The organism is Leclercia sp. W6, assembly GCF_003336345.1.
Classification (GTDB): domain Bacteria; phylum Pseudomonadota; class Gammaproteobacteria; order Enterobacterales; family Enterobacteriaceae; genus Enterobacter.
In genome coordinates this window covers 3,618,581-3,641,437 of the sequence record NZ_CP031104.1, presented here as the reverse complement: position 1 = coordinate 3,641,437, position 22,857 = coordinate 3,618,581, and the positions used below count along the sequence as shown (strand labels likewise).

Genomic DNA, 22,857 nt, shown 5'->3' with positions numbered 1-22,857 from the left:
CGCGCATCAGGGTATCCTCATGAAACAAATCACTTTCGCTCCCCGCAACCATCAGCTCACCAACACCCGTACATGGACCGCAGACAGCCAGTGGCTGGTCTTTGACGTCCGGCCTTCCGGGGCGTCGTTTACCGGCGAAACCATTGAAAGAGTGAATGTTAAAACCGGCGACGTCGAAGTGATCTATCGCGCCAGTAACGGCGCGCATGTGGGTGTTGTCACCGTCCATCCGACGGCTGATAAATACATCTTTATCCACGGCCCGCAACATCCCGACGCCCACTGGCAGTACGACTTCCATCACCGTCAGGGGGTGGTTGCAGAGCGTGGGCAGGTGAGCAATCTTGATGCGATGGATATCACCCCGCCTTTCACTCCCGGCGCGCTGCGCGGCGGCAGTCATGTGCATGTTTGGAGCCCGGACGGGCAGTACGTCAGCTTTACCTATAACGACCATGTGTTGCACACGCTCGATCCGACGCTGGATTTACGCAACGTGGGCGTGGCCGCGCCTTATGGCCCGGTGACGCCTGCGGGCCACCATCCGCGGGAGTATGCCGGTACGCACTGGAGCGTGCTGGTCAGCCGTACCACTTCCTCGCCGCAGCCGGGCAGCGATGAGATCAACCGCGCCTATGAAGAGGGCTGGGTCAGTAATCACCAACTGGCTTTTATCGGCGATACCCTTTCCGCCAGCGGCGAGAAGGTGCCGGAGCTGTTTATCGTTGACCTGCCAAAAGACGAACAGGGCTGGAAACAGGCGGGCGATCTACCGCTTCAGGGCACGGCAGATCGCATGCCCGCCCCGCCTGCCGGGGTCATGCAGCGCCGGTTAACCTTTACCCACGGCAACCGCTATCCGGGGCTGGTGAACGTGCCGCGCCACTGGGTGCGCAGCAACCCCCAGGCGACACAAATCGCGTTCCTGATGCGGGATGATAACGGCGTGGTGCAGCTGTGGCTGATCGCCCCGGAAGGGGGAGAACCCCGTCAGCTCACCCATAATCAAAGCGATATTCAGTCGGCCTTTAACTGGCATCCGGCGGGCCATTCACTGGGATTTGTGCTGGAGGATCGCATTGCGACCTGTGATGCGGTGTCTGGTGCTGTGACGTTTTTGACGTCCGATCACGGCAATCCGCCGTCGGGCGATGCGGTGATTTACTCCCCGGATGGGCACACCATTGCCTGGATGGAGGAGGTCGGTGGCTTCCGTCAGATCTGGGTAGCAGAAACCGGGCGCTGATCAGCGAGAGGGCATCTGAGCGGGCGGGATGACGGCGTTAGTCGCCAGCGTCTTCTCCTCGCTTTGCTCCACGCGGGAGCGAACGGATTTATCGGTGCGGAAGAGATCCCACGGCAGCAGCAGCGTATCAACAACAGCAGTAAACGGCATATCCAGCACCACCAGGGATTTGGTGCCCCAGTTAGTGTCGTCATCCGCCAGCATATTCGCGCTGGCGCGTGTTCCGGGATAGGTTCCTTCTTTACCGCCGGTGTGAGACATCACGCTCGAACACCCGCAAAGCACAACCACTGCGCTGAATATCGTCAGCTTTATCAGAACATTTTTCATTATCAGTCAGTCATCATCAATGGCACGGTGCAGACCCGTAACCGGGTTTATAACGGGCCATTCTTAAAATGAATAGTTGAAAAGTACCGCTCTGTGGCACCTATCGCATTTTAACCTTACGTGCTGTAGTCCCAGTCTATGCCAGTACCCGCAAAGTGCAAAAAATTCTCGCTGCGCTGCTCTTGAAAAGATCGCAAACGGACCCATTTTAAGGATGTATCGATGAACAAACGTGCCTGAGGGGCGTTTGGGATACCCCAGCCTGTCCACGGTGGAAGGCGACAATTCTTGCTGATTTCAGGAGTTTTAACTGTATGCGTAACTTTGATCTTTCTCCGCTTTATCGTTCAGCCATTGGCTTCGATCGTCTGTTCAGCCATTTAGAAAACAACCAAAGCCAGAGCAATGGCTACCCTCCATACAATGTTGAACTGGTTGACGAAAACCACTATCGCATTGCGATTGCCGTGGCCGGTTTCGCTGAAAGCGAACTGGAGATCACCGCTCAGGATAACTTGCTGGTGGTGAAAGGCGCTCATGCAGGCGAGCAGAAAGAACGTACCTACCTCTATCAGGGCATCGCGGAACGTAACTTTGAACGTAAGTTCCAGTTAGCTGAGAACATCCACGTTCACGGCGCGAACCTGGTTAACGGCCTGCTCTATATCGATCTGGAACGTGTTATTCCGGAAGCGAAAAAACCGCGCCGTATCGAAATTAATTAATTGTCCGGGTCGCTTGCGCGGCCCAAATATGATGCTTGCCGATATCGGGAGCATATGTGAATCCATAAGGATTTACAGGAATAACTGCGCACAAAATTCACCTGTGCCGAACTCGCTTCTCAGAAGGAGATTTACTATGCGTAATTACGATTTATCCCCGCTGCTGCGTCAGTGGATCGGTTTTGACAAACTGGCCTCCGCGCTGCAAAGCACCACCGAAAGCCAGACCTTCCCGCCGTATAACATTGAAAAGAGCGACGATAACCACTATCGCATTACGCTCGCGGTGGCCGGCTTCAGCCAGCAGAACCTCGATATTCAGCTGGAAGGCACGCGCCTGACGGTAAAAGGCACCCCGGAAAAACCGGAGACCGAAACCAAATGGCTGCACCAGGGGCTGGTGACCCAGCCGTTTAGCCTGAGCTTTACCCTGGCTGAACATATGGAAGTAACGGGCGCCACCTTTACCAACGGGCTGCTGCATATCGACATCACCCGCAACGTGCCGGAGGCGATTGCCCCGCAGCGGATCGCCATCAGCGAACGCCCGGCGTTGAACAGTTAATCCAGCTGTGTCGGGTGGCGCTACGCTTACCCGACCTACAAGACCCGCAGGCCCGCGCAAGCGAAGCGCCGCCGGGCAAAATCAAAGCCCCGCCCCGGCGGGGCTTTTTTGTGCGCCATCGCCCATACAACCCGCCCGCGCTCTGCGAAAATCCCTGTTAATAATAATGTTATTCACAGGGATGCCGTCATGAGTGATATAGCGTTAACGGTCAGTATTCTGGCATTGGTTGCGGTGGTCGGGCTATGGATAGGCAATGTCAAAATCCGCGGCGTCGGGTTCGGCATTGGCGGCGTGCTCTTTGGCGGGATTTTTGTCGGCCATTTTGCCGACCAGCTGGGCATTACGCTCAGCGCGGAAATGCTGCACTTCATTCAGGAATTTGGCCTGATCCTCTTCGTTTACACTATCGGCATCCAGGTTGGACCCGGCTTTTTCGCCTCGCTGCGCGTCTCTGGCCTGCGCCTTAATCTTTTTGCGATGGGGATTGTGGTGATGGGGGGGCTGGTCACCGCCCTGCTGCATAAACTCTTCGCCATTCCGCTGCCGGTGGTGTTGGGCATTTTCTCTGGGGCGGTAACCAATACTCCCGCGCTGGGTGCCGGGCAGCAAATCCTGCGCGATCTGGGCATCTCGCCCGACATCGTCGATCAGATGGGGATGAGCTACGCCATGGCCTACCCGTTCGGCATCTGCGGCATCCTGCTCACCATGTGGCTGATGCGTATCCTGTTTCGCGTTAACGTTGAACAGGAAGCCCGGGAGCATGAATCCACGCTCACCCAGGGACAGGCGCTGATTAAAACCATCAACATCCGCGTCGACAACCCCAATCTGAACAATCTGCCAATTCAGGACGTGCCGATCCTTAACAGCGCCAATATTATCTGTTCCCGTCTGAAGCGCGAGCAGACCCTGATGGTGCCGCTGCCCGGTACGGTGATCCAGATAGGCGACCTGCTGCATCTGGTGGGACAACCGGCGGACCTGCATAACGCCCAACTGGTGATCGGTCAGGAGGTAGATACCTCCCTTTCCACCCGCGGCACCGATATGCGCGTCGAGCGCGTGGTGGTGACCAACGAGAAGGTATTAGGCAAGAAAATCCGCGAACTGCAGGTAAAAGAGCGCTACGACGTAGTGATCTCCCGCCTGAACCGTGCCGGGATCGAGCTGGTGGCCAGCCCGGACGCCAGCCTGCAATTTGGCGACATCCTCAACCTCGTCGGGCGCCCGGCCTCCATTGACGCCGTCGCCAATATGGTGGGCAACGCACAACAAAAACTTCAGCAGGTGCAGATGCTGCCGGTGTTTATCGGTATCGGACTCGGCGTCCTGCTCGGCTCTATCCCCCTCTATGTACCGGGGTTCCCGGTGGCGCTCAAGCTGGGGCTGGCAGGCGGGCCGTTGATTATGGCGCTGATCCTCGGTCGTATCGGCTGTGTCGGTAAGCTCTACTGGTTTATGCCCCCGAGCGTCAACCTTGCCCTGCGTGAGCTGGGGATCGTGCTGTTTCTGGCGGTGGTGGGGCTGAAATCTGGCGGGGACTTCGTCGAGACGCTCGCCCGCGGCGACGGCGTGAGCTGGATTGGTTACGGCATCCTGATTACTGCCGTCCCGCTGATCACTATGGGCATTCTGGCGCGGCTTCTGGCGAAGATGAACTACCTGACCCTCTGCGGCATGCTGGCCGGTTCGATGACCGATCCTCCGGCGCTGGCCTTCGCCAACAACCTGCACCCCACCAGCGGGGCGGCGGCGCTCTCCTACGCCACGGTTTATCCGCTGGTGATGTTTATGCGCATTATCACACCGCAGCTGCTGGCGGTGCTGTTCTGGGGGATAGGTTAAACCTCTAACCCTAACCTGGCGAACTGCTCTGCCGGGGCGTCGCTCTCATGCAGAAGACGCACCAGCAGGGCAATCATCCGCGCTTCGATGGCTTTATCTTCAATCGGGCACTGCTGGTGCGGGTCGGTGTGTAAATCGAACAGCAGATGCCCGACGCGATTCACTCCCGGGTATTTTTCCTGAGCCGGAATACGCAGCGTTTTAACCCCTTTGGTAAAGCGGAAGGGGGGCGCCAGCGCAATCGCCTCCAGCTCATCCGGGGTAAAGCGGGTATTCATCTTGATCGGCATCAGGGTGTAGTTAGCGATGTCATTCTCACGGCCAGGCAGTGCGGCGCGCATATAGACATAGCGCCCGTCCGTGACGTTGACGTGGCCGCTGAAGACCCCAAATAGCGCAGCGTCACGCACCGGGGTATCATCTTCAAGAATGCGGGCTAACGGACGGCCCTGAACGTCAGGCGGGATGGGCTGGTTGAAGAACTCCAGCAGCGTCGGCGCCCAGTCAATCATCTGCACCAGCGCATCTCGCTGCACCCCCTGATGACCGCTGCGCGGATCCCAGATAAATAGCGGGTTATTCGCCACTTCGTTGTAATAGGGCATCTGGTTTTTCGCCCACCAGCCATGCTCCCCGAGCAAAAAGCCGTGATCGGTGCCGACGATGAGCATCGTATCGCGCCACAGATCGTGGCGGTCCATCAGGTCCAGAATGCGCCCCAGGTTGCGATCGCACATGGAGACCAGGGCGCGATAGCGGCAGCGAATATGCTCTACCGCCTCCGGGCTCTCTTCCACTTTGCCGCGCGGCCAGTCGTAGTGCGGGCCGTCCCAGGGATCCTGGTATAACGAGAGATACGCCTCGGTAGTATAAAACGGCTCGTGGGGGTCGAAAGTTTCCACTTGTAACAGCCAGCTATCCTGCTGATGGTTCTTGTCGATAAACTCGCACCCGGCGTTAAAGACCTGGGTTTGCGGGAAGTCCGCCTCTTGCTGAATGTAGTCGCGGTTGACCCAGTCGTGTCGCCAGAGCCCGGAGACGCCACCGCCGGTTTGCTTCTGGGGCACCCGCAGCACCTCCGGGATGGCCGGGTCGGCGACGCTGGCCTTCCAGTGATCCCCCTCCTGTCCACGGATAATTTCCCATGAGCTGTAGCGATTATGGTAGTTGCCGCCGCCATCCTCCCAGTAGTGCAGGTGGTCACTGATCAGGTGGGTATAGACGCCTGCTTTTTTCAGTAGCTCCGGCATGGAGTCGTCGAACGGCTCCAGCGGCCCCCACTCCCGGTGCAAAAAATTATACCGGCCAGTATGTAACTCGCGACGTGCAGGCATGCAGGGCATACTGCCAACATAGCTGTTGTTGAATGTGGCGCAGCGGGCCGCCAGACGCTGGAAATTTGGCGCCTGGGTGATCATATCCCCATAAGGCGGCAGATAGTGCTTATTCAGACTGTCGAAGAGCAGAATGATCGCTTTCATCGTCGCTCCTTAACGGGCCTTTACCAGATGCGGGAAATGCTCTTCAACCACGGCGTAGATCTGCTTCCCGATGGTCTCTCCGTCCATAATATTTTCGATGGGGATCAGATACTGCCCGTGCCGCGGATCGAGGCTCACCACATCAATCAGCTTTTTCGAAATGGCATAAATATCGGCCCATTCGGTAAATCCGCCGACTTCGCCGGCGGCGGTGTGCTCCATGGCGAAATTAATGTCATATTTGGCTAACGCTTTTTTTACCACCGTCTGCAACATCACGCTGCTGCCGACACCGTAGCCGCAAACAAACAGAATATTAATTTTGTCTTTCATAACGATATCCTTTTCATAATGAGATGAGTTAGCCCGCATAAGGCCCGAGGTGGAACGTTGAGGCAATAAACTTAAGTACTTCGCAAATCGCTGGCCATAAGGTTGCCCAGTCGAAAATACCGGTCCAGCCCACCCCTTCGGCGGCGAGGCCGGTTAAGGGAATGGCCCATACGGTGCCGAAGGTTTGAATAATCCCCAGCAGGAAAGTACAAATAATAACGGCGCGGTAACCGCCCAGTCGGTTGGCTAATACGCCGATCGGGCCGCCTGCGAAAAATAGCGGCACAAAACCAGGCAATACCATAATCGGACTCTGGGTCAGCAGCAGGATCCCCATCGAGAAAATCGTGCCGAAGGTACAGAAAATAAAACCAAGGGTGGCGGCATTTGGGGAGAAGGGAAGTAATGCTGCAACATCGACAGCGGGAATCGCGTCGGGAATTAAACGATCCTGCCAGCCTTTAAACGAGGCGTTAATTTCCCCGACCATCATACGAACGCCCTGGAGAAGGATCACCATATACATGGAGAATTGCAGGCCGAGATTAATAATGTAGATATACCAGGGCTTACCTTTTGCCATGACCTGTACGTTATCAATGCCGGTGGTCAACAGGAACCCGCCAACGAACACGGTCATGACAATAGCGATGGAGGTGACGTTATGGTTAAAAATCGCCAGCCAGCCGGGTAGCTTCATATTTTCGGCATCCTGCTTCTCGGCGTCGCCAAAGAGGTGGGCGAATTTCGAGAAAAACCAGATCCCCAGCATCTGGTTATGGGCAATGGTAAAGCCAGCATTATTGGTGATTTTCGCCACCGGTTTGGCAATCAGGGTGGTGGCAAACGCCCAGAATACACCGGTTAAAATCCCGGCGATAATAATCGACGGTACCCAGCCAAAGCCCAGCCAGAAGACGATCAACCACAGCACTGCCTGAGAGTAAGATACCCCGGTATTGCCGGTAAGAAAAATGCCTTTCACCTTTGTGTAGCGGCCAAGTAAGACCAGCACCAGGTTGGTAAAAAAGGCCAGCACAAACACATACCCGACAAAACCGAAATTATCGCCAAGTGCAATCTGGGTTGCTGCTTTCATGGCATAGGAATCCATTAAATAACCATGAATGCCATAAGATTTACTGACCGCATCGGCAACGGGTTTAAATGTGGCTGAGAACTGAAATCCGCCAAAGAGCACCATCATTAATCCCACCATGGCGCTAACCATACCGGTAATAATTTTGATCGGCGATTTCTTATCGAGGGCATAACCCAGCCCTACCAGCAACCCGATTAAAATAGCGGGTTCGGTTAAAAAAGATTGTATTATTGAAATGAAGTCTGAAAACATAATGCAGTCAACCTCCGTGATATTCGCTTCCAGATTAATAAAATCCACATTTTTGTTGCTTCTTATTTAATAACGGAACGACTAGTAGTGATTAAGGCAAACATGTTTGGCAGCAAATGCACTGTAATAATCATATTTAGTCATTAGAAGATTAATTTTGATTTTTTGTGATTCTATTTGCAAAATTACTGATGTATTACTTTCAATTATTCAAATGCTTATTTGATAAGGCTTTTATATATAAAATCGCTTTGTGAATGATCGTGGATACGATTATTGGATGATTCAATATATAAATGGTCAATATTTTAATCTTAATTATTGAGGTGGGAACTGTTTTGAAAATATATTTAGTAAAATAACGGCGATGGTTTTATTTTGCGGGATCAGCCACAAAATTATATTAAACCGAAGTATAAGTTAGCTTTCGCACGGCTGAGTAATTTTCCAATCATTATTAAACAAAGGAATGAAAAAATGAACGCAACTTATACTGTTAAGCTGAATCCCTACGATAAAAACAAACTGTGCGCATTAATTTCTATTCATAGTACCGAGGCGGTACGCTTTGACTACACCGTCAAGGGTAAAACGGCGAACACCAGTTTTCATTACGGCACCGATCAATACAGCGTTAATCCAGAGATTGTCGTGGTGGGGTTGTATGCCAATTATTTAAATACCGTTACGTTGAATCTTTACACCGCTGACAATGCCGCAGAAACTCTCCTTATATCGATATCAACAGAGGGACAGGACTATGGCGAAGTGCCCCTGTCGCTGGCAATCAATGTTGCTGACGGCACGATGGCAGAGAATACCTTAGGGCAGGGTTGGTTTGTCACCAGTGCGTGGAATGGCTATGACATCAATGGCGATTTGCGTATTACCGGCCTGTTCCCCTGGATGTACGGCAACTTAAAAATTATTGAAAACTCGCTCTGGTCAGCCGAAGCCAGTGAAACCTGGGATCCCGACAAGCATGCTTTTGCGCCGACACTGTACCGCTTTAACCTTGCCGGTAAGGTCACGCAAACCTACTCTGCTCCAGCGGGTTACGGTTTTCATCACGACATCACTACTGACGGGCAAGGCAATCTCTGGGTGTTAGGCTCGCTGCTGGAGGGGTGGAGTGACGAGCAAAAACTGGAGTGCATCCTCTATAAATACGACATCAACAGCGGGGCGTTGCTCTGGCAGCGTGATTATTCCCGGGAATTCATGGGTGCCACGGTGCTGGATAATACCGACACCAACGATGTGCATTTCAATAGTCTGGAATATGTCGCAGAGACCGGGCAGCTGATGATCAATTCCCGCTCCAGCTGTACTGTGCTGGGCCTTAATAGTGCCTCCGGGGATCCGGAATGGATTATTGATAATCCAGCTTTCCCCGTGCTGAATAGCGCCCTGAATTTGCAGGTGGTGGACGCGCATAACTTCAACTATCCCAACGGCGAGCATGCCGTCTTTGTCACACACAACAGCCGGTACCAGGCGTGGCGGGGTGAAAATAAATTTGTTGTTTCCCTGTTCAATAACAACTCCTGCGCAGATGAACAGGGCAATGAACTGGTCCGGACAATTGAATCGGACCCGGTTACTTATACCGCTGCCGCACTGGATTCCTTACCTACCATTCTTGCCATTGATTTAACCGCCTCGACGGTTCAGCGCCTGGATCAGTTTCATTTCCCAGGCCAGCGCAGCGAACTCACGTCATCGGTATTTGATGTCGGGAACGAATATTACAATGTTTATTTTGGTGCCGAACAATCTTTCTTCGTTTTTGATACCGATAATAATATTGGTGTGTCGGTTTATAATATTGATACCGGCTTAGGCTATCGCGGCAGAATATTTACTTACGATGAGCTGCGTTCATTAATCTAAAATTAACCTCAGCGGCAAGATAAGGCCTCGTGTTACTTGCCGCTTTTACACCACCTGTAACCCGTTCCCCTGGTTGTGGTTATACGGCTGTCACCACCGGATCCTGCGGGTGGGAATGACTTCTCTGTATACGTTACTATTGCCTGAGTTTTATTCGATGAGCAGCCAGACAGGAGTAGTTATGAAAATTTCCCGCCTCGGCGAAGCGCCGGATTATCGCTTCTCGCTGGCAAACGAGCGCACCTTTCTGGCCTGGATCCGCACCGCGCTGGGCTTTCTGGCGGCCGGTGTCGGCCTCGACCAGCTGGCACCCGACTTTGCCACGCCGGTGATCCGCCAGCTGCTGGCGCTGCTGCTGTGCCTCTTTTCCGGCGGGCTGGCGATCTACGGTTACCTGCGCTGGCTGCGTAATGAAAAGGCGATGCGCCTGAAAGAAGACCTGCCCTATACCCACAGCCTGCTGATTATCAGCCTGATCCTGATGGTGGTGGCGGTAATTGTGATGGGACTGGTGCTCTATGGCGGATAACCGCAAAGCCCGCCGCCTGGCCGATCCGGGACTGCAGCCGGAGCGGACCTCGCTCGCCTGGCTGCGCACCCTGCTGGGCTACGGCGCATTGATGGCGCTGGCGGTTAAACACAACTGGCAGCAGGCAGGGCCGCTGTTTTGGGTGGCGCTGGGCGTACTGGCAATCGCGGCGCTGATCCTCTGGTATTACACCCGCAGCCGGGCGCAAATGGATGTTTCTCTGTATGATTTTTCATCATCCCGACCGGTGCGTATTAAATTTTTGATCGCCCTCGCAGTGTTATCCCTCGCATTACTGTTTGCTGCTAGTCATGTCCACCATCTCATTACTTTCATCAGGGGTATTACATGACAGGATGTCAGGTTATGGCCAAGCCAGCCAGCTCACGATGCAACCTGAATTGCCGCTACTGTTTTTATATCGATAAGCCTCAACAGGCGATCATGGATGACGCCACCCTGGAAACCTTTATTCAACAGCATATCGCCGCCCAGCCCGGGCCAGAGGTGCAGTTCGCCTGGCAGGGCGGGGAACCGACCCTGTGCGGGCTGGATTTCTTTCGTCGCGTCGTGGAACTGCAACAGCGGCATGGCGCAGGAAAACGTATCCACAACGCTTTTCAGACCAACGGCATCCTGCTCAATGACGCCTGGTGTATCTTTTTTCGCGAACAGGGCTGGCTGGTGGGTATCTCTCTCGATGGGCCTGCGGCGCTGCATGATGCTTACCGCGTCAGCCGCAGCGGCAACCCTACTCATCATAAGGTGCTGGCGGCGATAGAGAAGCTGCGAGCGCATCAGGTGTCGTTTAATCTTCTGACGGTCATCAACCGGCAGAACAGCGGCCAGCCGGAGCGCTTGTATCGCTATTTGCGCGCGCTGGGTACGCCGTATCTGCAGTTTCTTCCCCTGCAGGAGCACTACAACCCGGAATCGGTCAGCGATGCGCAGTGGGGAGCGTTCCTGTCGTCGGTGTTTGATATCTGGGTGCGGGAGGATATTGGTCGCATCTTTGTGCAGCTTTTCGACTCGACATTAGGGGTCTGGTGCGGCTATCCGTCGCAGATCTGTTCCCTCGCCGTCACCTGCGGCCACGCCTTCGCGCTGGAGGCGCAGGGCGATCTCTATCAATGCGATCACTATGTCTACCCCTAGTACCGGCTGGGTAACATTCACCAGACGCCGCTGGCAGAGCTTAATAACAGTGAGGCAGCCATCGCCTTTGGCCTGCGTAAAAAAAACACTTTATCCGGTGAGTGCCAGGTCTGCCCGGCGCTTCACCTGTGCAATGGCGATTGCCCAAAACACCGGGTGGAGGGCAAAAGCGCGCTGTGCGCGGGGTATCTGGCGTTCTTCCGCCATTGTGCCCCGCATATGCGGGTGATGCGCGATCTTATCCGCCATCACCGTTCGCCCATTGAGTTAATGGCCTTGTTACGCCAGAGCCAGTAAGTTATCGCCCTTTCGCCAGATACTTCGCCATCTCCTCGTCCGGCACCATGCCGCCGCCGGTGGCCCACACCAGGTGGGTGGCGTTGTCCAGCGCATAGTGCCCGGCAGTGGCGAGACGTACCGGCCCGGCCATGCCCGCCAGCGCGGAAGGCTCAAGAAGAATCTGCTCCTCCTGCGCCAGCCAGCCAAGCATGTCATACATGCTCTGATCGGAGAGGGTATAGAACCCGTCGAGCAGGCGCTCCATGGCGCGGCCAACAAAACCGGACGCGCGGCCTACCGCCAGGCCATCAGCTGCAGTGAGGTTATCGATCCCCAGATCCTGCACGGCAATCTGGTCATGCAGCCCGGTATAAACCCCCAGCAGCATACACGGCGAATGAGTAGGTTCGGCAAAGAAGCAGTGCACATGGTCGCCAAAGGCCAGCTTCAGCCCAAACGCCACGCCGCCAGGGCCGCCGCCGACGCCGCATGGCAGGTAGACAAACAGGGGATGATCCCTGTCCACCACCCGGCCCTGGTCAGCAAACTGCGCTTTCAGTCGTGCGCCTGCCACGGCATAGCCTAAGAAGAGGGTGCGGGAGTTTTCATCGTCGATAAAGAAGCAGTTCGGATCGCTTTCGGCCGCTTTGCGCCCTTGCTCCACCGCCACGCCGTAGTCCTGCTCATATTCCACCACCGTCACGCCGTGGCTGCGCAGTTTCGCTTTTTTCCACTCACGGGCGTCGGCGGACATATGGACCGTCACCTTAAAACCAATGCGGGCGCTCATGATGCCGATGGACATCCCAGGTTGCCGGTCGAACCCACGGCGATGCTGTACTGGCTGAAGAAATCTTTAAAGCGCGGCTCCAGCAGGATGCTGTAATCCTCCTCCGGCGTTAACAGACCCGCGGCGAGGGCCAGTTTTTCCGCGTGGGTCAGCACTTCATAGATGCCGCCGCGGGCTTTGATAGAGCCGGAGATCGGCAGATGACTGTCTTTTTTCAACAGCAACGTGCCGGGAAGGGTGATATCGAACGCCGTCTCCAGCCGCTTATGCATCGCCGGTATGGCGACCAGCTCCGATTCGATAATCCCGTTTGTGGCCGCCGTCTCCGGGAACGCTTTTGCCAGGTACGGCGCAAAGCGCGCCAGGCGCGCGTGGGCATCATCCACGTCGGCCTGGGTCAGGCCGACCCAGGGCAGCCCGTCGGCCAGCGTGGTGGCTTTGGGGTTAAGCCAGGTGGTCTCTTTCAGGGCGATCAGCGCATTGAGCAGGGGATATTGCGCGATTAATGTCTGGGTCTGTGGCGTCATAGGTTCCTCGCAGGCGTTATCCCCTTAAGAAAACAGGAAACGGACGCGAGGGCAAGTGAGCGCTACACCGCCTGCTGGTGATGCGAGGCGCGGGAGGCCAGCGGCAGCCAGCACAGCACAATCAGCAGCCCCATTAAGGTCATCAGCAGACCGAGGCTGGCCTGTCCGTTTTGCGGCATCATCGCCGAGAGCCAGGCCAGCGCGCCGGAGCCGATATTCTGCAACCCTCCTACCAGCGCCCCGGCGGTGCCCGCGAGGAACGGGAAGGGCTCCATCGCGCCGCTGGTCGCCAGCGGGAAGAGCATCCCCGCGCCAAAGAAGAAGAGCGCAGCCGGGATCAGCAGAGTCCAGACATTCATCACCCCGAACAGCCCCGGGATCCACATCATCAGCCCCGCCAGCAGGCAGCTTGCAACCGACTGCCACATCAGGGTGGTAAAGCGTTTATTCGCGCGTCCGGCAAACCATGCGCCGAAGAACGCCGCCGGGATCGGCAGAATAAACAGAATACTCACCACCATACTGCTGAGGCCCAGCCCGGCGCCCAACAGCACGCCCGAACTGGCTTCGAATACGGCAATCCCCGCCAGGCCGCCAATCAGCATCAGCACGTAGCAGTTAAACGCCCCATTGCCGAAAAGGATTTTGTAGCTGGTGAGCAGTCTGGTGCGAGGCGCCTCAGTAGGCCGTGTTTCCGGCATCCAGCGCGCCATGCTGAAGGTGACGATGGCGCACAGCACCAGCAGGAAGCCATAGCAGGCCCGCCATGACCAGACGGTATCCAGCAGGCCGCCAATCAGCGGCGCCAGCAGCGGGCTCACCAGGATGCCCATGTTCAGCAGGCTGTTGGCGTGGCGCAGCTGGGTGCCCTGATACATATCCCGCGGCAGCGTGCGCGCCATCACCCCGCCGACGCCGGTGCCGACGCCCTGCAACGCGCTGGCGGCAATCAGCACGCTCAGGCTGTGGGTGGACATGGCGATGACCGTCGCGATCATAAAAATCGTCATGCCGACCAGGATCACCGGACGGCGACCCACGCGGTCCGAGAGTGGGCCGTAGAATAACTGCGATACGCCATAGGTCAGCAGATAGGCTCCCATCACGCTCTGGATTGCCCCTTCGCGTACCTGGAGTTCCTTCGCCATGTCCGCAATGGCCGGGATATAGATGGTTTGCGCCATCTGTCCGACGGCGACCAGCAATACCAACATCAAGAGTAAATTAACGTTCCGCTGTCTTTTCATGTCGCTGAATACTTTTGCCAAAAGTGAGAAATAAAGAATAAGTAACTACGCATTCCCATAAATGCGCGAGGAATCTACCACAGGAAAATGACAAGTTAAGTACCCGGCTGAAGAACAGGAAGGGGCAAGAAGGCAGGATTTTTAAACGACAGCGGCAACGAATGTTGCCAGCGTTAATTCATTTGCTTAAACCGTGCAAAAAAGCCGGTGCGTGACGCGCGGTTCGTCGGCGACCAGCGTAAAGCCTGACCGCTGGTAAAAGGCCCAGGCGGTCTGGGGCGCATGGGTATTGAGAAAATCAAACCAGATGCTGGCATCGGCCATCACCACACCGAGCAATTGCCTGCCGATACCCTGCCCGCGACACTTTTCGCTGATATAAAGATGGCGAATGCGCCCGGCCCGCGGCTGCTGGCTGAACGGATCGCGGTTTAGTCCGCAAATGCCTACCAGCTTGCCATTGAGAAACGCACCCAGCAGCTTTTCGCCGGGGGCATTGAAGCGGTTTTCACCGCGCTGCCAGTTCTCTTCCAGCCTGCGCAGCATGTTGAAATTAAGCGCGACGCTCTCGGCCTTAAGCGCGATATACCCCGGTTCGTCCGGCGTAACGGGTTCAATTAGCAAACGCGACATAGCATTCCCTCGTTATTATCGTTGTTAAAGAGGGGCGGTTTCCCGCCCCTCTTCGGTGCGACTTGAACCTGAATTACTTCACATACTTCAGGACAGCATCAAGCAGTTGCAGTGCTGCAACAATGAGTTTGAGGATAAGTACAACCATATCCACTACGCTCATACGCGTCTCCTCTGGTTAAGGAGCACGATGCTGGCGTACCTTTCCGCCGCCTGTGACCAGCACCTTTGTTGACGTAACACAGTGTGCTCAGTTGGGGAGTGGAGGCGCTGACGGCACCACCCGTTTCAGCCAGGACTTCGTTGCGCCGGTGTACTACGAGCGGCTCCCCTCACACCCTGTGAACACAACCAGTATAGATAAATACTGTATATATGAACAGTAATTTATGGACAAAACGTGAAGGGCGATCCATACTCAAATGCGTCAAAATCCGTGCCCAAAATTGCGCGTTCCTGTGCGATCGCGTATACTTCGGGCGTTGACGTAACACAGTGTGCTCTGCGGTCACCAGCCGCAAACGCTGTAAAAAAAACCTCGCTCCGGCGGGGTTTTTTGTTTTCATCACTCGACAAACGAAACGTGATCGTTGACGCATTTTTATGCAGATGAAAATAATTCCGTTGTCACGCCTCTAAACCTGTGCTTGTATAAATCCACTTAATGATTCCAGAGACAGGTCCCCCATGACTGCATCCATGAACACCGCGACCCTACTAAAAACTGCGCACCCAGCCGCAGTGGTCGTCGTGCGTGTGGTGGTCGTCGTCGGCAATGCGCCGTAGGGACTGGATCAACACACGATTCCAAACCCCGCCGGCGCAAACCGGCGGGGTTTTTCGTTTAAAGCCCCCCGGAAAGTCGGCTCAGAATAAAAGGACTGGAGCATGGCAAGTTCGGGCACAACATCACACAAGACGCGTTTCACTGGCGCGCAGTTAATCGTTCATCTGCTGGAACGTCAGGGCATTACCACGGTTGCAGGTATCCCTGGCGGGACGGTACTCCCGCTGTATGACGCCTTAAGTCAGAGCACGCAGATCCGCCACGTGCTGGCGCGTCACGAGCAGGGCGCAGGCTTTATCGCCCAGGGCATGGCGCGTACTCAAGGCAAACCGGCGGTCTGTATGGCCTGTAGCGGGCCGGGGGCCACTAACCTGGTGACCGCCATCGCCGACGCGCGTCTCGATTCTATCCCGTTAGTCTGCATTACCGGCCAGGTGCCTGCCTCAATGATCGGCACCGATGCGTTTCAGGAAGTGGATACCTACGGCATCTCTATCCCCCTCACCAAGCACAACTACTTAGTGCGTGATATCAGCGAATTACCGCAGGTTATCAGCGATGCGTTCCGTATCGCCCAGTCCGGTCGTCCGGGTCCGGTGTGGATAGACATTCCTAAGGATGTGCAGACCGCTGAAATTGAGATCGAGGTACTGCCAGAGCCACGCACCCGCGCGCCATCGCCGGAATTTAGCGTCGAGAGCGTACGCGAGGCGGCGGCGATGATTAATGCCGCCCAGCGCCCGGTGCTCTATCTGGGCGGTGGGGTGATTGATGCGCCTGATGCGGTGCGTGCACTGGCAGAAAAGGCCAACCTGCCGACCACCATGACCCTGATGGCGCTGGGCATGCTGCCTAAAGCGCACCCGCTGTCGCTGGGCATGCTCGGGATGCATGGCGCGCGCAGCACCAACTTTATTCTGCAGGAAGCTGACCTGCTGATCGTTCTCGGGGCGCGTTTTGATGACCGGGCGATCGGCAAAACCGAGCAGTTCTGCCCGAACGCCAAAATCATTCACGTGGATATCGACCGCGCCGAGCTGGGCAAAATCAAGCAGCCGCACGTGGCGATTCAGGGCGACGTTAACGAAGTGCTGGCGCAGCTGCTGCCGCACATTGAGGCCACTCCACGCACCGCGTGGCGTGAGCAGGTTACCGGTCTGCAACAGGAGTTCCCGGGCGCTATCCCGACCGGTGGCGATCCGCTGAGCCACTACGGGCTGATTAACGCCGTGGCCGCCTGCGTGGACGACAGCGCCATTATCACCACCGACGTGGGACAGCATCAGATGTGGACCGCCCAGGCCTATCCACTGAACCGTCCGCGTCAGTGGCTGACCTCCGGCGGGCTGGGGACCATGGGCTTTGGCCTGCCTGCGGCAGTGGGCGCGGCGCTGGCGAATCCGGATCGCAAGGTGATCTGCTTCTCCGGCGACGGCAGCCTGATGATGAACATTCAGGAGATGGCCACCGCGGCGGAAAACCAGCTGGATGTGAAAATCATCCTGATGAACAACGAAGCGCTGGGCCTGGTGCATCAGCAGCAGAGCCTGTTCTACAAGCAGGGCGTCTTCGCCGCCACCTATCCGGGGATGATTAACTTTATGCAGATTGCCGCCGGATTTGGCCTGCACACCTGCGATCTGAATGCCGAAGAGGATGCGCAGGCCGCACTTCAGGCGGCGATTTCGCGCCCGGGCCCGGCACTGATCCACGTGCGTATCGATCCACAACAAAAAGTTTATCCGATGGTACCGCCGGGTGCGGCCAATACAGAAATGGTGGGGGAATAAGCCATGCAGAAGCAAAATGATAACGTCATTCTGGAACTCACCGTCCGCAACCACCCTGGCGTCATGACCCACGTCTGCGGGCTGTTTGCCCGCCGGGCGTTCAACGTGGAAGGCATCCTCTGTTTGCCAATCCAGGGCAGCGAGCACAGCCGTATCTGGCTACTGGTGAATGACGATCAGCGTCTGGAGCAGATGATGGCCCAGATCGACAAGCTGGAAGATGTGGTGAAAGTGGTGCGTAACCAGTCCGATCCGACCATGTTTAACAAAATTGCGGTGTTCTTCGAATAAATCGCTCATTGCTTGAACACCCGCGCGCTTATCGTTAAGGTAAGCGCGTTTTTTTATCCGCCCGCCAGGAACGCACCATGACCACCATCGCCCTTATCGACGATCACCTTATCGTCCGCTCCGGATTTGCCCAGCTGCTGAGCCTGGAGCCCGATTTTCAGGTGGTGGCCGAGTTCGGCTCCGGCCGCGAGGCGCTGGCCGGCCTGCCGGGACGCGGGGTGCAGGTCTGTATCTGCGATATCTCAATGCCGGACCTCTCCGGGCTGGAGCTGCTGAGCCAGCTGCCGAAGGGAATAACGACCATCATGCTCTCGGTTCACGACAGTCCGGCGCTGGTGGAGCAGGCGCTAAACGCGGGCGCGCGCGGGTTTCTCTCCAAACGCTGCAGCCCGGACGAGCTGATTGCCGCCGTGCGCACCGTTGCCACCGGGGGTTGTTACCTGACGCCAGATATCGCCCTCAAGCTGGCGGCCGGACGCCAGGACCCGCTCACCCGACGCGAACGCCAGGTGGCGGAAAAGCTGGCTCAGGGAATGGCGGTGAAAGAGATCGCCCTTGAGCTGGGCCTGTCGCCAAAAACCGTACACGTTCACCGCGCCAACCTGATGGAAAAACTGGGCGTCAGCAATGACGTTGAGCTGGCGCGCCGCATGTTTGACGGCTGGTAATGCACGCCTTTTTCTCCCGGCTGGTGGCGGTGGTCGCCAGCTTCTTTATCTTCTCCGCCGCCTGGTTCTGTCTGTGGAGCATCAGCCTGCATCTGGTAGAACGCCCGGAGCTGGCGGTGCTGCTGTTTCCCTTTGGCCTGCGTCTGGGGCTGATGCTGCAATGCCCGCGCGGCTACTGGCCGGTGCTGCTGGGCGCCGAGTGGCTGATGCTGATCTGGTTGTCGCAGGAAGTCGCCCTCGCGTATCTGCCCTTATTGATGACCGGAAGCCTGCTCACGCTCCTCCCGGTTGCGCTTATTTCTCGCTATCGTCACCAGCGCGACTGGCGCACGCTGCTGCGCCAGGGGGCGGCGCTGATTGCCGCCGCGCTGTTGCAGTCCCTGCCGTGGGTGGGCGAAAAGGAGATGCTTAACGCCCTGCTGCTGACTCTGACCGGCGGCCTGACCCTGGCCCCGACCTGCCTCGTCATCTGGCATTACCTCACCAGTACCGTCTGGCAGCCTCTTGGCCCGGCGCTGGTTTCGCAACCGGTGAACTGGCGTGCCCGGCATCTCATCTGGTATCTGCTGCTGTTTGTGGTGAGCCTGTGGTTGCAGCTTGGTCTGCCCGCGGAGCTGTCGCGCTTCACGCCGTTTTGTCTGGCGCTGCCGATCATCGCGCTCGCCTGGCATTACGGCTGGCAGGGGGGGCTGATCGCCACGCTGATGAATGCCATCGCGCTGATTGCCAGCCAGACCTGGCACGATCACCCCGTCGATCTGCTGCTCTCTCTGCTGGCCCAGAGCCTGACCGGGCTGCTGCTCGGCGCGGGCATTCAGCGTCTGCGTGAGCTGAACCAGTCCCTGCAAACCGAGCTGTCGCGCAATCGCCGCCTGGCAGAACGCCTGCTGGAGACCGAAGAGAGCGTGCGGCAGGAGGTGGCGCGCGAACTGCACGACGACATCGGCCAGACCATTACCGCCATTCGTACCCAGGCGGGTATCGTCCAGCGTCTGGCGGCGGACAACGCCGGGGTGAAGCAGGGCGGGGCGCATATTGAACAGCTCTCGCTGGGCGTATATGACTCGGTGCGCCGTCTGCTGGGCAGGCTGCGTCCGCGTCAGCTCGACGACCTGACCCTGGAACAGGCGGTACGCTCCCTGATGCGTGAGATGGAGCTGGAGAGCCGCGGGATTGTCAGCCATCTCGACTGGGGCATCGACGAGACAACGCTGAGCGAAGGTCAGCGCGTCACCCTGTTTCGCGTCTGTCAGGAGGGGCTGAATAATATCGTCAAACATGCCAGCGCCAGCGCGGTCACGATACAAGGCTGGCAGCAGGACGAGCGCCTGATGCTGGTGATTGAAGACGACGGCTGCGGCCTGCCGCCGGGCTCCGGGCAACAGGGCTTTGGCCTGGTGGGCATGCGCGAGCGCGTGAAGGCGCTGGGCGGCACGCTGAGCCTCTCTTGCACCCACGGGACGCGCGTCAGCGTCAGTTTACCGCTTCGGAGCCACCATGTTTAAACCCCCTGTCGATGCTGCACCGATAAGCGATAAGGCGGAAATCGACGCCCGCTACCGCTACTGGCGACGCCATATTCTGCTTACCCTCTGGCTGGGGTACGCGCTGTTCTACTTCACCCGCAAAAGCTTCAACGCCGCCGCGCCGGAGATCCTCGCCAGCGGGGTGATGACCCGCACCGATATCGGCCTGCTGGCGACGCTGTTTTACATCACCTATGGCCTGTCGAAGTTCTTCTCCGGCATCGTCAGCGACCGTTCCAACGCGCGGTACTTTATGGGCTTTGGCCTGATCGCCACCGGGGTGGTGAACATCCTGTTCGGCTTCTCCACCTCGCTCTGGGCCTTCGCCCTGCTGTGGGCGCTGAACGCCTTTTTCCAAGGCTGGGGCGCGCCGGTCTGTGCCCGCCTGCTCACCGCCTGGTATTCGCGCAACGAGCGCGGCGGCTGGTGGGCGATCTGGAACACCGCCCATAACGTCGGCGGGGCGCTGATCCCGATGGTGGTCGGTGCCGCAGCGCTGCACTACGGCTGGCGCGCGGGGATGATGATTGCCGGTTGTCTCGCAATCTTTGCCGGGCTGTTTCTCTGCTGGCGTCTGCGCGATCGGCCGCAAACCGTGGGTCTGCCCGCGGTGGGCGACTGGCGGCACGACGCGCTGGAGATTGCCCAGCAGCAGGAGGGGGCCGGGCTTTCCCGCAAAGCGATCCTCACCCGATATGTGCTGAAAAACCCCTATATCTGGCTGCTGTCGCTCTGCTACGTGCTGGTCTATGTGGTGCGCGCGGCGATCAATGACTGGGGCAATCTGTACATGTCCGAGACGCTGGGTGTGGATCTGGTCACCGCCAACTCGGCGGTGACGATGTTCGAGCTGGGCGGGTTTATCGGCGCGCTGGTGGCGGGCTGGGGCTCGGATAAGCTCTTCAACGGCAACCGTGGCCCAATGAACCTCATTTTCGCCGCCGGGATTTTGCTCTCGGTCGGCTCGCTGTGGCTGATGCCCTTTGCCAGCTACGTGATGCAGGCGGCGTGCTTCTTTACCATCGGCTTCTTCGTGTTTGGCCCGCAGATGCTGATCGGCATGGCAGCGGCGGAGTGCTCCCACAAGGACGCGGCAGGGGCGGCGACCGGTTTTGTCGGGCTGTTCGCCTATCTCGGGGCATCGCTCTCCGGCTGGCCGCTGGCCCGGGTGATCGACATCTGGCACTGGAGCGGGTTCTTCGCGGTGATCGCCATCGCGGCGGGGATTTCGGCCCTGCTGCTGCTGCCTTTCCTTAACGCCCAGGCCCCGCGTGAAGCCAGTGTGATGTGATGCGCCTCACCTTTTCACCGCGAGTGGGGCAAAACTAAGAAATTTTCCCGGTTCCGCCTGGACGCTGTCTCAAGCGTCACGCCCGGCTGATTTTTACAATGCGGCAAAAATCAGCTCGGGAGACATTGATACATGCTGGCCTTCTTAAATCAGGTGCGCAAGCCGACCCTGGATCTGCCGCTCGATGTGCGGCGCAAAATGTGGTTCAAACCCTTCATGCAGTCCTATCTGGTGGTCTTTATCGGCTACCTGACGATGTATCTGATCCGCAAAAACTTTAACATCGCCCAGAACGACATGATCTCGACCTACGGGCTGAGCATGACCCAGCTGGGGATGATTGGCCTCGGCTTCTCCATCACCTACGGGGTGGGGAAAACCGTTGTCTCTTACTATGCGGACGGCAAAAACACCAAGCAGTTCCTGCCGTTTATGCTGATCCTCTCGGCCATCTGTATGCTCGGCTTCAGCGCCAGCATGGGCGCGGGCTCCGTCAGCCTGTTCCTGATGATCGCCTTCTACGCCCTGAGCGGCTTCTTCCAGAGTACCGGCGGGTCGTGCAGCTACTCCACCATCACCAAATGGACACCGCGCCGCAAGCGTGGTTCGTACCTCGGCATGTGGAACATCTCCCACAACCTCGGCGGTGCCGGTGCGGCAGGGGTGGCGCTGTTCGGCGCGAACTACCTCTTCGACGGCCACGTGATCGGCATGTTTATCTTCCCGTCGATTATCGCCCTGATCGTCGGCTTTATCGGCCTGCGCTTCGGCAGCGACTCCCCGGAATCATACGGTCTGGGTAAAGCCGAAGAGCTGTTTAACGAAGAGATCAGCGAAGAGGACAAAGAGACCGAAGAGAACGAGATGACCAAATGGCAGATCTTTGTTGAGTACGTGCTGAAAAACAAAGTCATCTGGCTGCTCTGCTTCTCCAATATCTTCCTGTACGTGGTGCGCATCGGTATCGACCAGTGGTCAACCGTGTATGCCTTCCAGGAGCTAAAGCTCTCCAAAGAGGTGGCGATCCAGGGCTTCACCCTGTTTGAAGTGGGCGCGCTGGTTGGCACCCTGCTGTGGGGCTGGCTCTCGGATCTCGCCAATGGTCGTCGTGCGCTGGTGGCCTGCGTCGCGCTGGCGCTGATTATCGCCACGCTGGGTATTTATCAGCATGCCAGCAACCAGTACGTCTATCTCGCCTCCCTGTTCGCGCTCGGCTTCCTGGTGTTTGGTCCGCAGCTGTTGATCGGCGTGGCGGCAGTCGGCTTCGTGCCGAAAAAAGCGATCGGCGCCGCCGATGGGATTAAAGGCACCTTCGCTTACCTGATCGGCGACAGCTTCGCTAAGCTCGGTCTGGGGATGATTGCCGACGGCACGCCGATCTTCGGCCTTACCGGCTGGGCAGGCACCTTTGCCGCGCTGGATGCGGCAGCCATCGGCTGTATCGTCCTGATGGCGATGGTTGCGGTGCTGGAAGAGCGCAAGATCCGCCGCGAAAAACGTGTGCAACGTTTGAAAGCAGCCTGAGTGTGCAGGTAACTTCTTGCCCGGCGTGATGCCGGGCTTTTT

At 57.2% G+C, this 22,857-nt stretch carries 21 protein-coding genes and 2 pseudogenes; 15 read left to right on the top strand and 8 right to left on the bottom strand.

Translation table 11 applies throughout. The features are described 5' to 3' along the window. The first annotated feature begins 19 nt into the window (after positions 1–19). Positions 20–1,246, top strand: a complete 1,227-nt coding sequence (locus tag DVA43_RS17820; protein WP_210406685.1) for a DUF3748 domain-containing protein — start codon at positions 20–22, stop codon at positions 1,244–1,246. On the opposite strand, the gene DVA43_RS17815 is transcribed toward DVA43_RS17820, so the two are convergent. After that, positions 1,247–1,579 (bottom strand): YceK/YidQ family lipoprotein, encoded by a 333-nt coding sequence (locus DVA43_RS17815; protein WP_114316313.1) that lies wholly within the window; start codon positions 1,577–1,579, stop codon positions 1,247–1,249. 311 nt (positions 1,580–1,890) lie between these two features. Between DVA43_RS17815 and ibpA the strand changes: the two genes are divergently transcribed. The 3 genes from ibpA (at position 1,891) to DVA43_RS17800 (ending at position 4,717) form a co-directional block, all read left to right on the top strand. Continuing rightward, complete coding sequence (gene ibpA / locus DVA43_RS17810; RefSeq protein WP_039032247.1) at positions 1,891–2,301, top strand: small heat shock chaperone IbpA; 411 nt, start codon at positions 1,891–1,893, stop codon at positions 2,299–2,301. Between the two features lie 136 nt (positions 2,302–2,437). Beyond that, a complete protein-coding gene (ibpB, locus tag DVA43_RS17805; RefSeq protein WP_114316312.1) occupies positions 2,438–2,866 on the top strand; it encodes a small heat shock chaperone IbpB in 429 nt (142 codons plus the stop codon). A 189-nt stretch (positions 2,867–3,055) separates the two neighbouring features. Further along, positions 3,056–4,717: a putative transporter gene (locus tag DVA43_RS17800; RefSeq protein ID WP_114316311.1), complete on the top strand. Its 1,662-nt coding sequence runs from the start codon at positions 3,056–3,058 to the stop codon at positions 4,715–4,717. On the opposite strand, the gene DVA43_RS17795 is transcribed toward DVA43_RS17800, so the two are convergent. From DVA43_RS17795 to DVA43_RS17785, 3 genes are read right to left on the bottom strand one after another with little or no spacing between them, the layout of a single operon-like run. Continuing rightward, positions 4,714–6,198 carry a sulfatase gene (locus DVA43_RS17795; RefSeq protein ID WP_114316310.1) on the bottom strand — a complete coding sequence of 495 codons (1,485 nt, stop codon included), beginning with the start codon at positions 6,196–6,198 and terminating at the stop codon, positions 4,714–4,716. The genes DVA43_RS17800 and DVA43_RS17795 overlap by 4 nt on opposite strands. Before the next feature lie 9 nt (positions 6,199–6,207). After that, positions 6,208–6,531, bottom strand: a complete 324-nt coding sequence (locus DVA43_RS17790) for a PTS sugar transporter subunit IIB (protein WP_103824257.1) — start codon at positions 6,529–6,531, stop codon at positions 6,208–6,210. 28 nt (positions 6,532–6,559) lie between these two features. Then, positions 6,560–7,885 (bottom strand): PTS sugar transporter subunit IIC, encoded by a 1,326-nt coding sequence (locus tag DVA43_RS17785; RefSeq protein ID WP_114317164.1) that lies wholly within the window; start codon positions 7,883–7,885, stop codon positions 6,560–6,562. A 477-nt stretch (positions 7,886–8,362) separates the two neighbouring features. Here DVA43_RS17785 and DVA43_RS17780 point away from each other — a divergent pair, with 477 nt between their 5' ends. The 4 genes and pseudogenes from DVA43_RS17780 to DVA43_RS17765 all read left to right on the top strand — a co-directional run bounded on the left by DVA43_RS17780 (position 8,363) and on the right by DVA43_RS17765 (position 11,759). Then, positions 8,363–9,778: an aryl-sulfate sulfotransferase gene (locus DVA43_RS17780; protein ID WP_114316309.1), complete on the top strand. Its 1,416-nt coding sequence runs from the start codon at positions 8,363–8,365 to the stop codon at positions 9,776–9,778. Positions 9,779–9,959: 181 nt separating this feature from the next. After that, positions 9,960–10,307 carry a YidH family protein gene (locus DVA43_RS17775; RefSeq protein WP_103177645.1) on the top strand — a complete coding sequence of 116 codons (348 nt, stop codon included), beginning with the start codon at positions 9,960–9,962 and terminating at the stop codon, positions 10,305–10,307. After that, a complete protein-coding gene (locus DVA43_RS17770) occupies positions 10,297–10,659 on the top strand; it encodes a DUF202 domain-containing protein (RefSeq protein WP_114316308.1) in 363 nt (120 codons plus the stop codon). Before DVA43_RS17775 ends, DVA43_RS17770 begins: the two co-directional genes overlap by 11 nt. Continuing rightward, positions 10,656–11,759: pseudogene (locus tag DVA43_RS17765) on the top strand (anaerobic sulfatase maturase). The gene DVA43_RS17770 and the pseudogene DVA43_RS17765 overlap by 4 nt, the downstream one beginning before the upstream one ends. Position 11,760: 1 nt before the next feature. On the opposite strand, the pseudogene dsdA reads toward DVA43_RS17765, so the two are convergent. From dsdA to tisB, 4 genes and pseudogenes are all read right to left on the bottom strand, one after another. After that, positions 11,761–13,058 (bottom strand): annotated as a pseudogene (gene dsdA / locus DVA43_RS17760) (D-serine ammonia-lyase). A 62-nt stretch (positions 13,059–13,120) separates the two neighbouring features. After that, the gene (gene emrD, locus DVA43_RS17755) at positions 13,121–14,305 is read right to left on the bottom strand and encodes a multidrug efflux MFS transporter EmrD (protein ID WP_114317163.1); all 1,185 of its coding nucleotides are present in this window, start codon (positions 14,303–14,305) and stop codon (positions 13,121–13,123) included. Between the two features lie 186 nt (positions 14,306–14,491). Next, a complete protein-coding gene (locus DVA43_RS17750) occupies positions 14,492–14,938 on the bottom strand; it encodes a GNAT family N-acetyltransferase (protein WP_114316307.1) in 447 nt (148 codons plus the stop codon). 73 nt (positions 14,939–15,011) lie between these two features. Next, the gene (gene tisB / locus DVA43_RS17745; protein WP_039032257.1) at positions 15,012–15,101 is read right to left on the bottom strand and encodes a type I toxin-antitoxin system toxin TisB; all 90 of its coding nucleotides are present in this window, start codon (positions 15,099–15,101) and stop codon (positions 15,012–15,014) included. A 524-nt stretch (positions 15,102–15,625) separates the two neighbouring features. Between tisB and ivbL the strand changes: the two genes are divergently transcribed. From ivbL to uhpT, 7 genes are all read left to right on the top strand, one after another. Then, a complete protein-coding gene (ivbL, locus tag DVA43_RS17740; RefSeq protein WP_103824263.1) occupies positions 15,626–15,724 on the top strand; it encodes an ilvB operon leader peptide IvbL in 99 nt (32 codons plus the stop codon). A 102-nt stretch (positions 15,725–15,826) separates the two neighbouring features. Then, positions 15,827–17,515 (top strand): acetolactate synthase large subunit, encoded by a 1,689-nt coding sequence (gene ilvB, locus DVA43_RS17735; RefSeq protein ID WP_114316306.1) that lies wholly within the window; start codon positions 15,827–15,829, stop codon positions 17,513–17,515. A gap of 3 nt (positions 17,516–17,518) precedes the next feature. Then, positions 17,519–17,806, top strand: a complete 288-nt coding sequence (gene ilvN, locus DVA43_RS17730) for an acetolactate synthase small subunit (RefSeq protein ID WP_039032259.1) — start codon at positions 17,519–17,521, stop codon at positions 17,804–17,806. 77 nt (positions 17,807–17,883) lie between these two features. Continuing rightward, the gene (gene uhpA, locus DVA43_RS17725) at positions 17,884–18,474 is read left to right on the top strand and encodes a transcriptional regulator UhpA (protein WP_114316305.1); all 591 of its coding nucleotides are present in this window, start codon (positions 17,884–17,886) and stop codon (positions 18,472–18,474) included. Then, complete coding sequence (gene uhpB, locus DVA43_RS17720) at positions 18,474–19,979, top strand: signal transduction histidine-protein kinase/phosphatase UhpB (RefSeq protein ID WP_114316304.1); 1,506 nt, start codon at positions 18,474–18,476, stop codon at positions 19,977–19,979. Before uhpA ends, uhpB begins: the two co-directional genes overlap by 1 nt. Further along, positions 19,972–21,291, top strand: a complete 1,320-nt coding sequence (locus DVA43_RS17715) for an MFS transporter (protein ID WP_114316303.1) — start codon at positions 19,972–19,974, stop codon at positions 21,289–21,291. The genes uhpB and DVA43_RS17715 overlap by 8 nt, the downstream gene beginning before the upstream one ends. A gap of 132 nt (positions 21,292–21,423) precedes the next feature. Beyond that, positions 21,424–22,815 carry a hexose-6-phosphate:phosphate antiporter gene (gene uhpT / locus DVA43_RS17710; protein WP_103177659.1) on the top strand — a complete coding sequence of 464 codons (1,392 nt, stop codon included), beginning with the start codon at positions 21,424–21,426 and terminating at the stop codon, positions 22,813–22,815. Positions 22,816–22,857: the final 42 nt, after the last annotated feature.

Bases quoted from the DNA above. Each gene is read 5' to 3' on its own strand.
- DVA43_RS17820 (WP_210406685.1), top strand. From the start codon at position 20: ATGAAACAAATCACTTTCGCTCCCCGCAACCATCAGCTCACCAACACC.
- ibpA (WP_039032247.1), top strand. From the start codon at position 1,891: ATGCGTAACTTTGATCTTTCTCCGCTTTATCGTTCAGCCATTGGCTTC.
- ibpB (WP_114316312.1), top strand. From the start codon at position 2,438: ATGCGTAATTACGATTTATCCCCGCTGCTGCGTCAGTGGATCGGTTTT.
- DVA43_RS17800 (WP_114316311.1), top strand. From the start codon at position 3,056: ATGAGTGATATAGCGTTAACGGTCAGTATTCTGGCATTGGTTGCGGTG.
- DVA43_RS17795 (WP_114316310.1), bottom strand. From the start codon at position 6,198: ATGAAAGCGATCATTCTGCTCTTCGACAGTCTGAATAAGCACTATCTG.
- DVA43_RS17790 (WP_103824257.1), bottom strand. From the start codon at position 6,531: ATGAAAGACAAAATTAATATTCTGTTTGTTTGCGGCTACGGTGTCGGC.
- DVA43_RS17785 (WP_114317164.1), bottom strand. From the start codon at position 7,885: ATGTTTTCAGACTTCATTTCAATAATACAATCTTTTTTAACCGAACCC.
- DVA43_RS17780 (WP_114316309.1), top strand. From the start codon at position 8,363: ATGAACGCAACTTATACTGTTAAGCTGAATCCCTACGATAAAAACAAA.
- DVA43_RS17775 (WP_103177645.1), top strand. From the start codon at position 9,960: ATGAAAATTTCCCGCCTCGGCGAAGCGCCGGATTATCGCTTCTCGCTG.
- DVA43_RS17770 (WP_114316308.1), top strand. From the start codon at position 10,297: ATGGCGGATAACCGCAAAGCCCGCCGCCTGGCCGATCCGGGACTGCAG.
- emrD (WP_114317163.1), bottom strand. From the start codon at position 14,305: ATGAAAAGACAGCGGAACGTTAATTTACTCTTGATGTTGGTATTGCTG.
- DVA43_RS17750 (WP_114316307.1), bottom strand. From the start codon at position 14,938: ATGTCGCGTTTGCTAATTGAACCCGTTACGCCGGACGAACCGGGGTAT.
- tisB (WP_039032257.1), bottom strand. From the start codon at position 15,101: ATGAGCGTAGTGGATATGGTTGTACTTATCCTCAAACTCATTGTTGCA.
- ivbL (WP_103824263.1), top strand. From the start codon at position 15,626: ATGACTGCATCCATGAACACCGCGACCCTACTAAAAACTGCGCACCCA.
- ilvB (WP_114316306.1), top strand. From the start codon at position 15,827: ATGGCAAGTTCGGGCACAACATCACACAAGACGCGTTTCACTGGCGCG.
- ilvN (WP_039032259.1), top strand. From the start codon at position 17,519: ATGCAGAAGCAAAATGATAACGTCATTCTGGAACTCACCGTCCGCAAC.
- uhpA (WP_114316305.1), top strand. From the start codon at position 17,884: ATGACCACCATCGCCCTTATCGACGATCACCTTATCGTCCGCTCCGGA.
- uhpB (WP_114316304.1), top strand. From the start codon at position 18,474: ATGCACGCCTTTTTCTCCCGGCTGGTGGCGGTGGTCGCCAGCTTCTTT.
- DVA43_RS17715 (WP_114316303.1), top strand. From the start codon at position 19,972: ATGTTTAAACCCCCTGTCGATGCTGCACCGATAAGCGATAAGGCGGAA.
- uhpT (WP_103177659.1), top strand. From the start codon at position 21,424: ATGCTGGCCTTCTTAAATCAGGTGCGCAAGCCGACCCTGGATCTGCCG.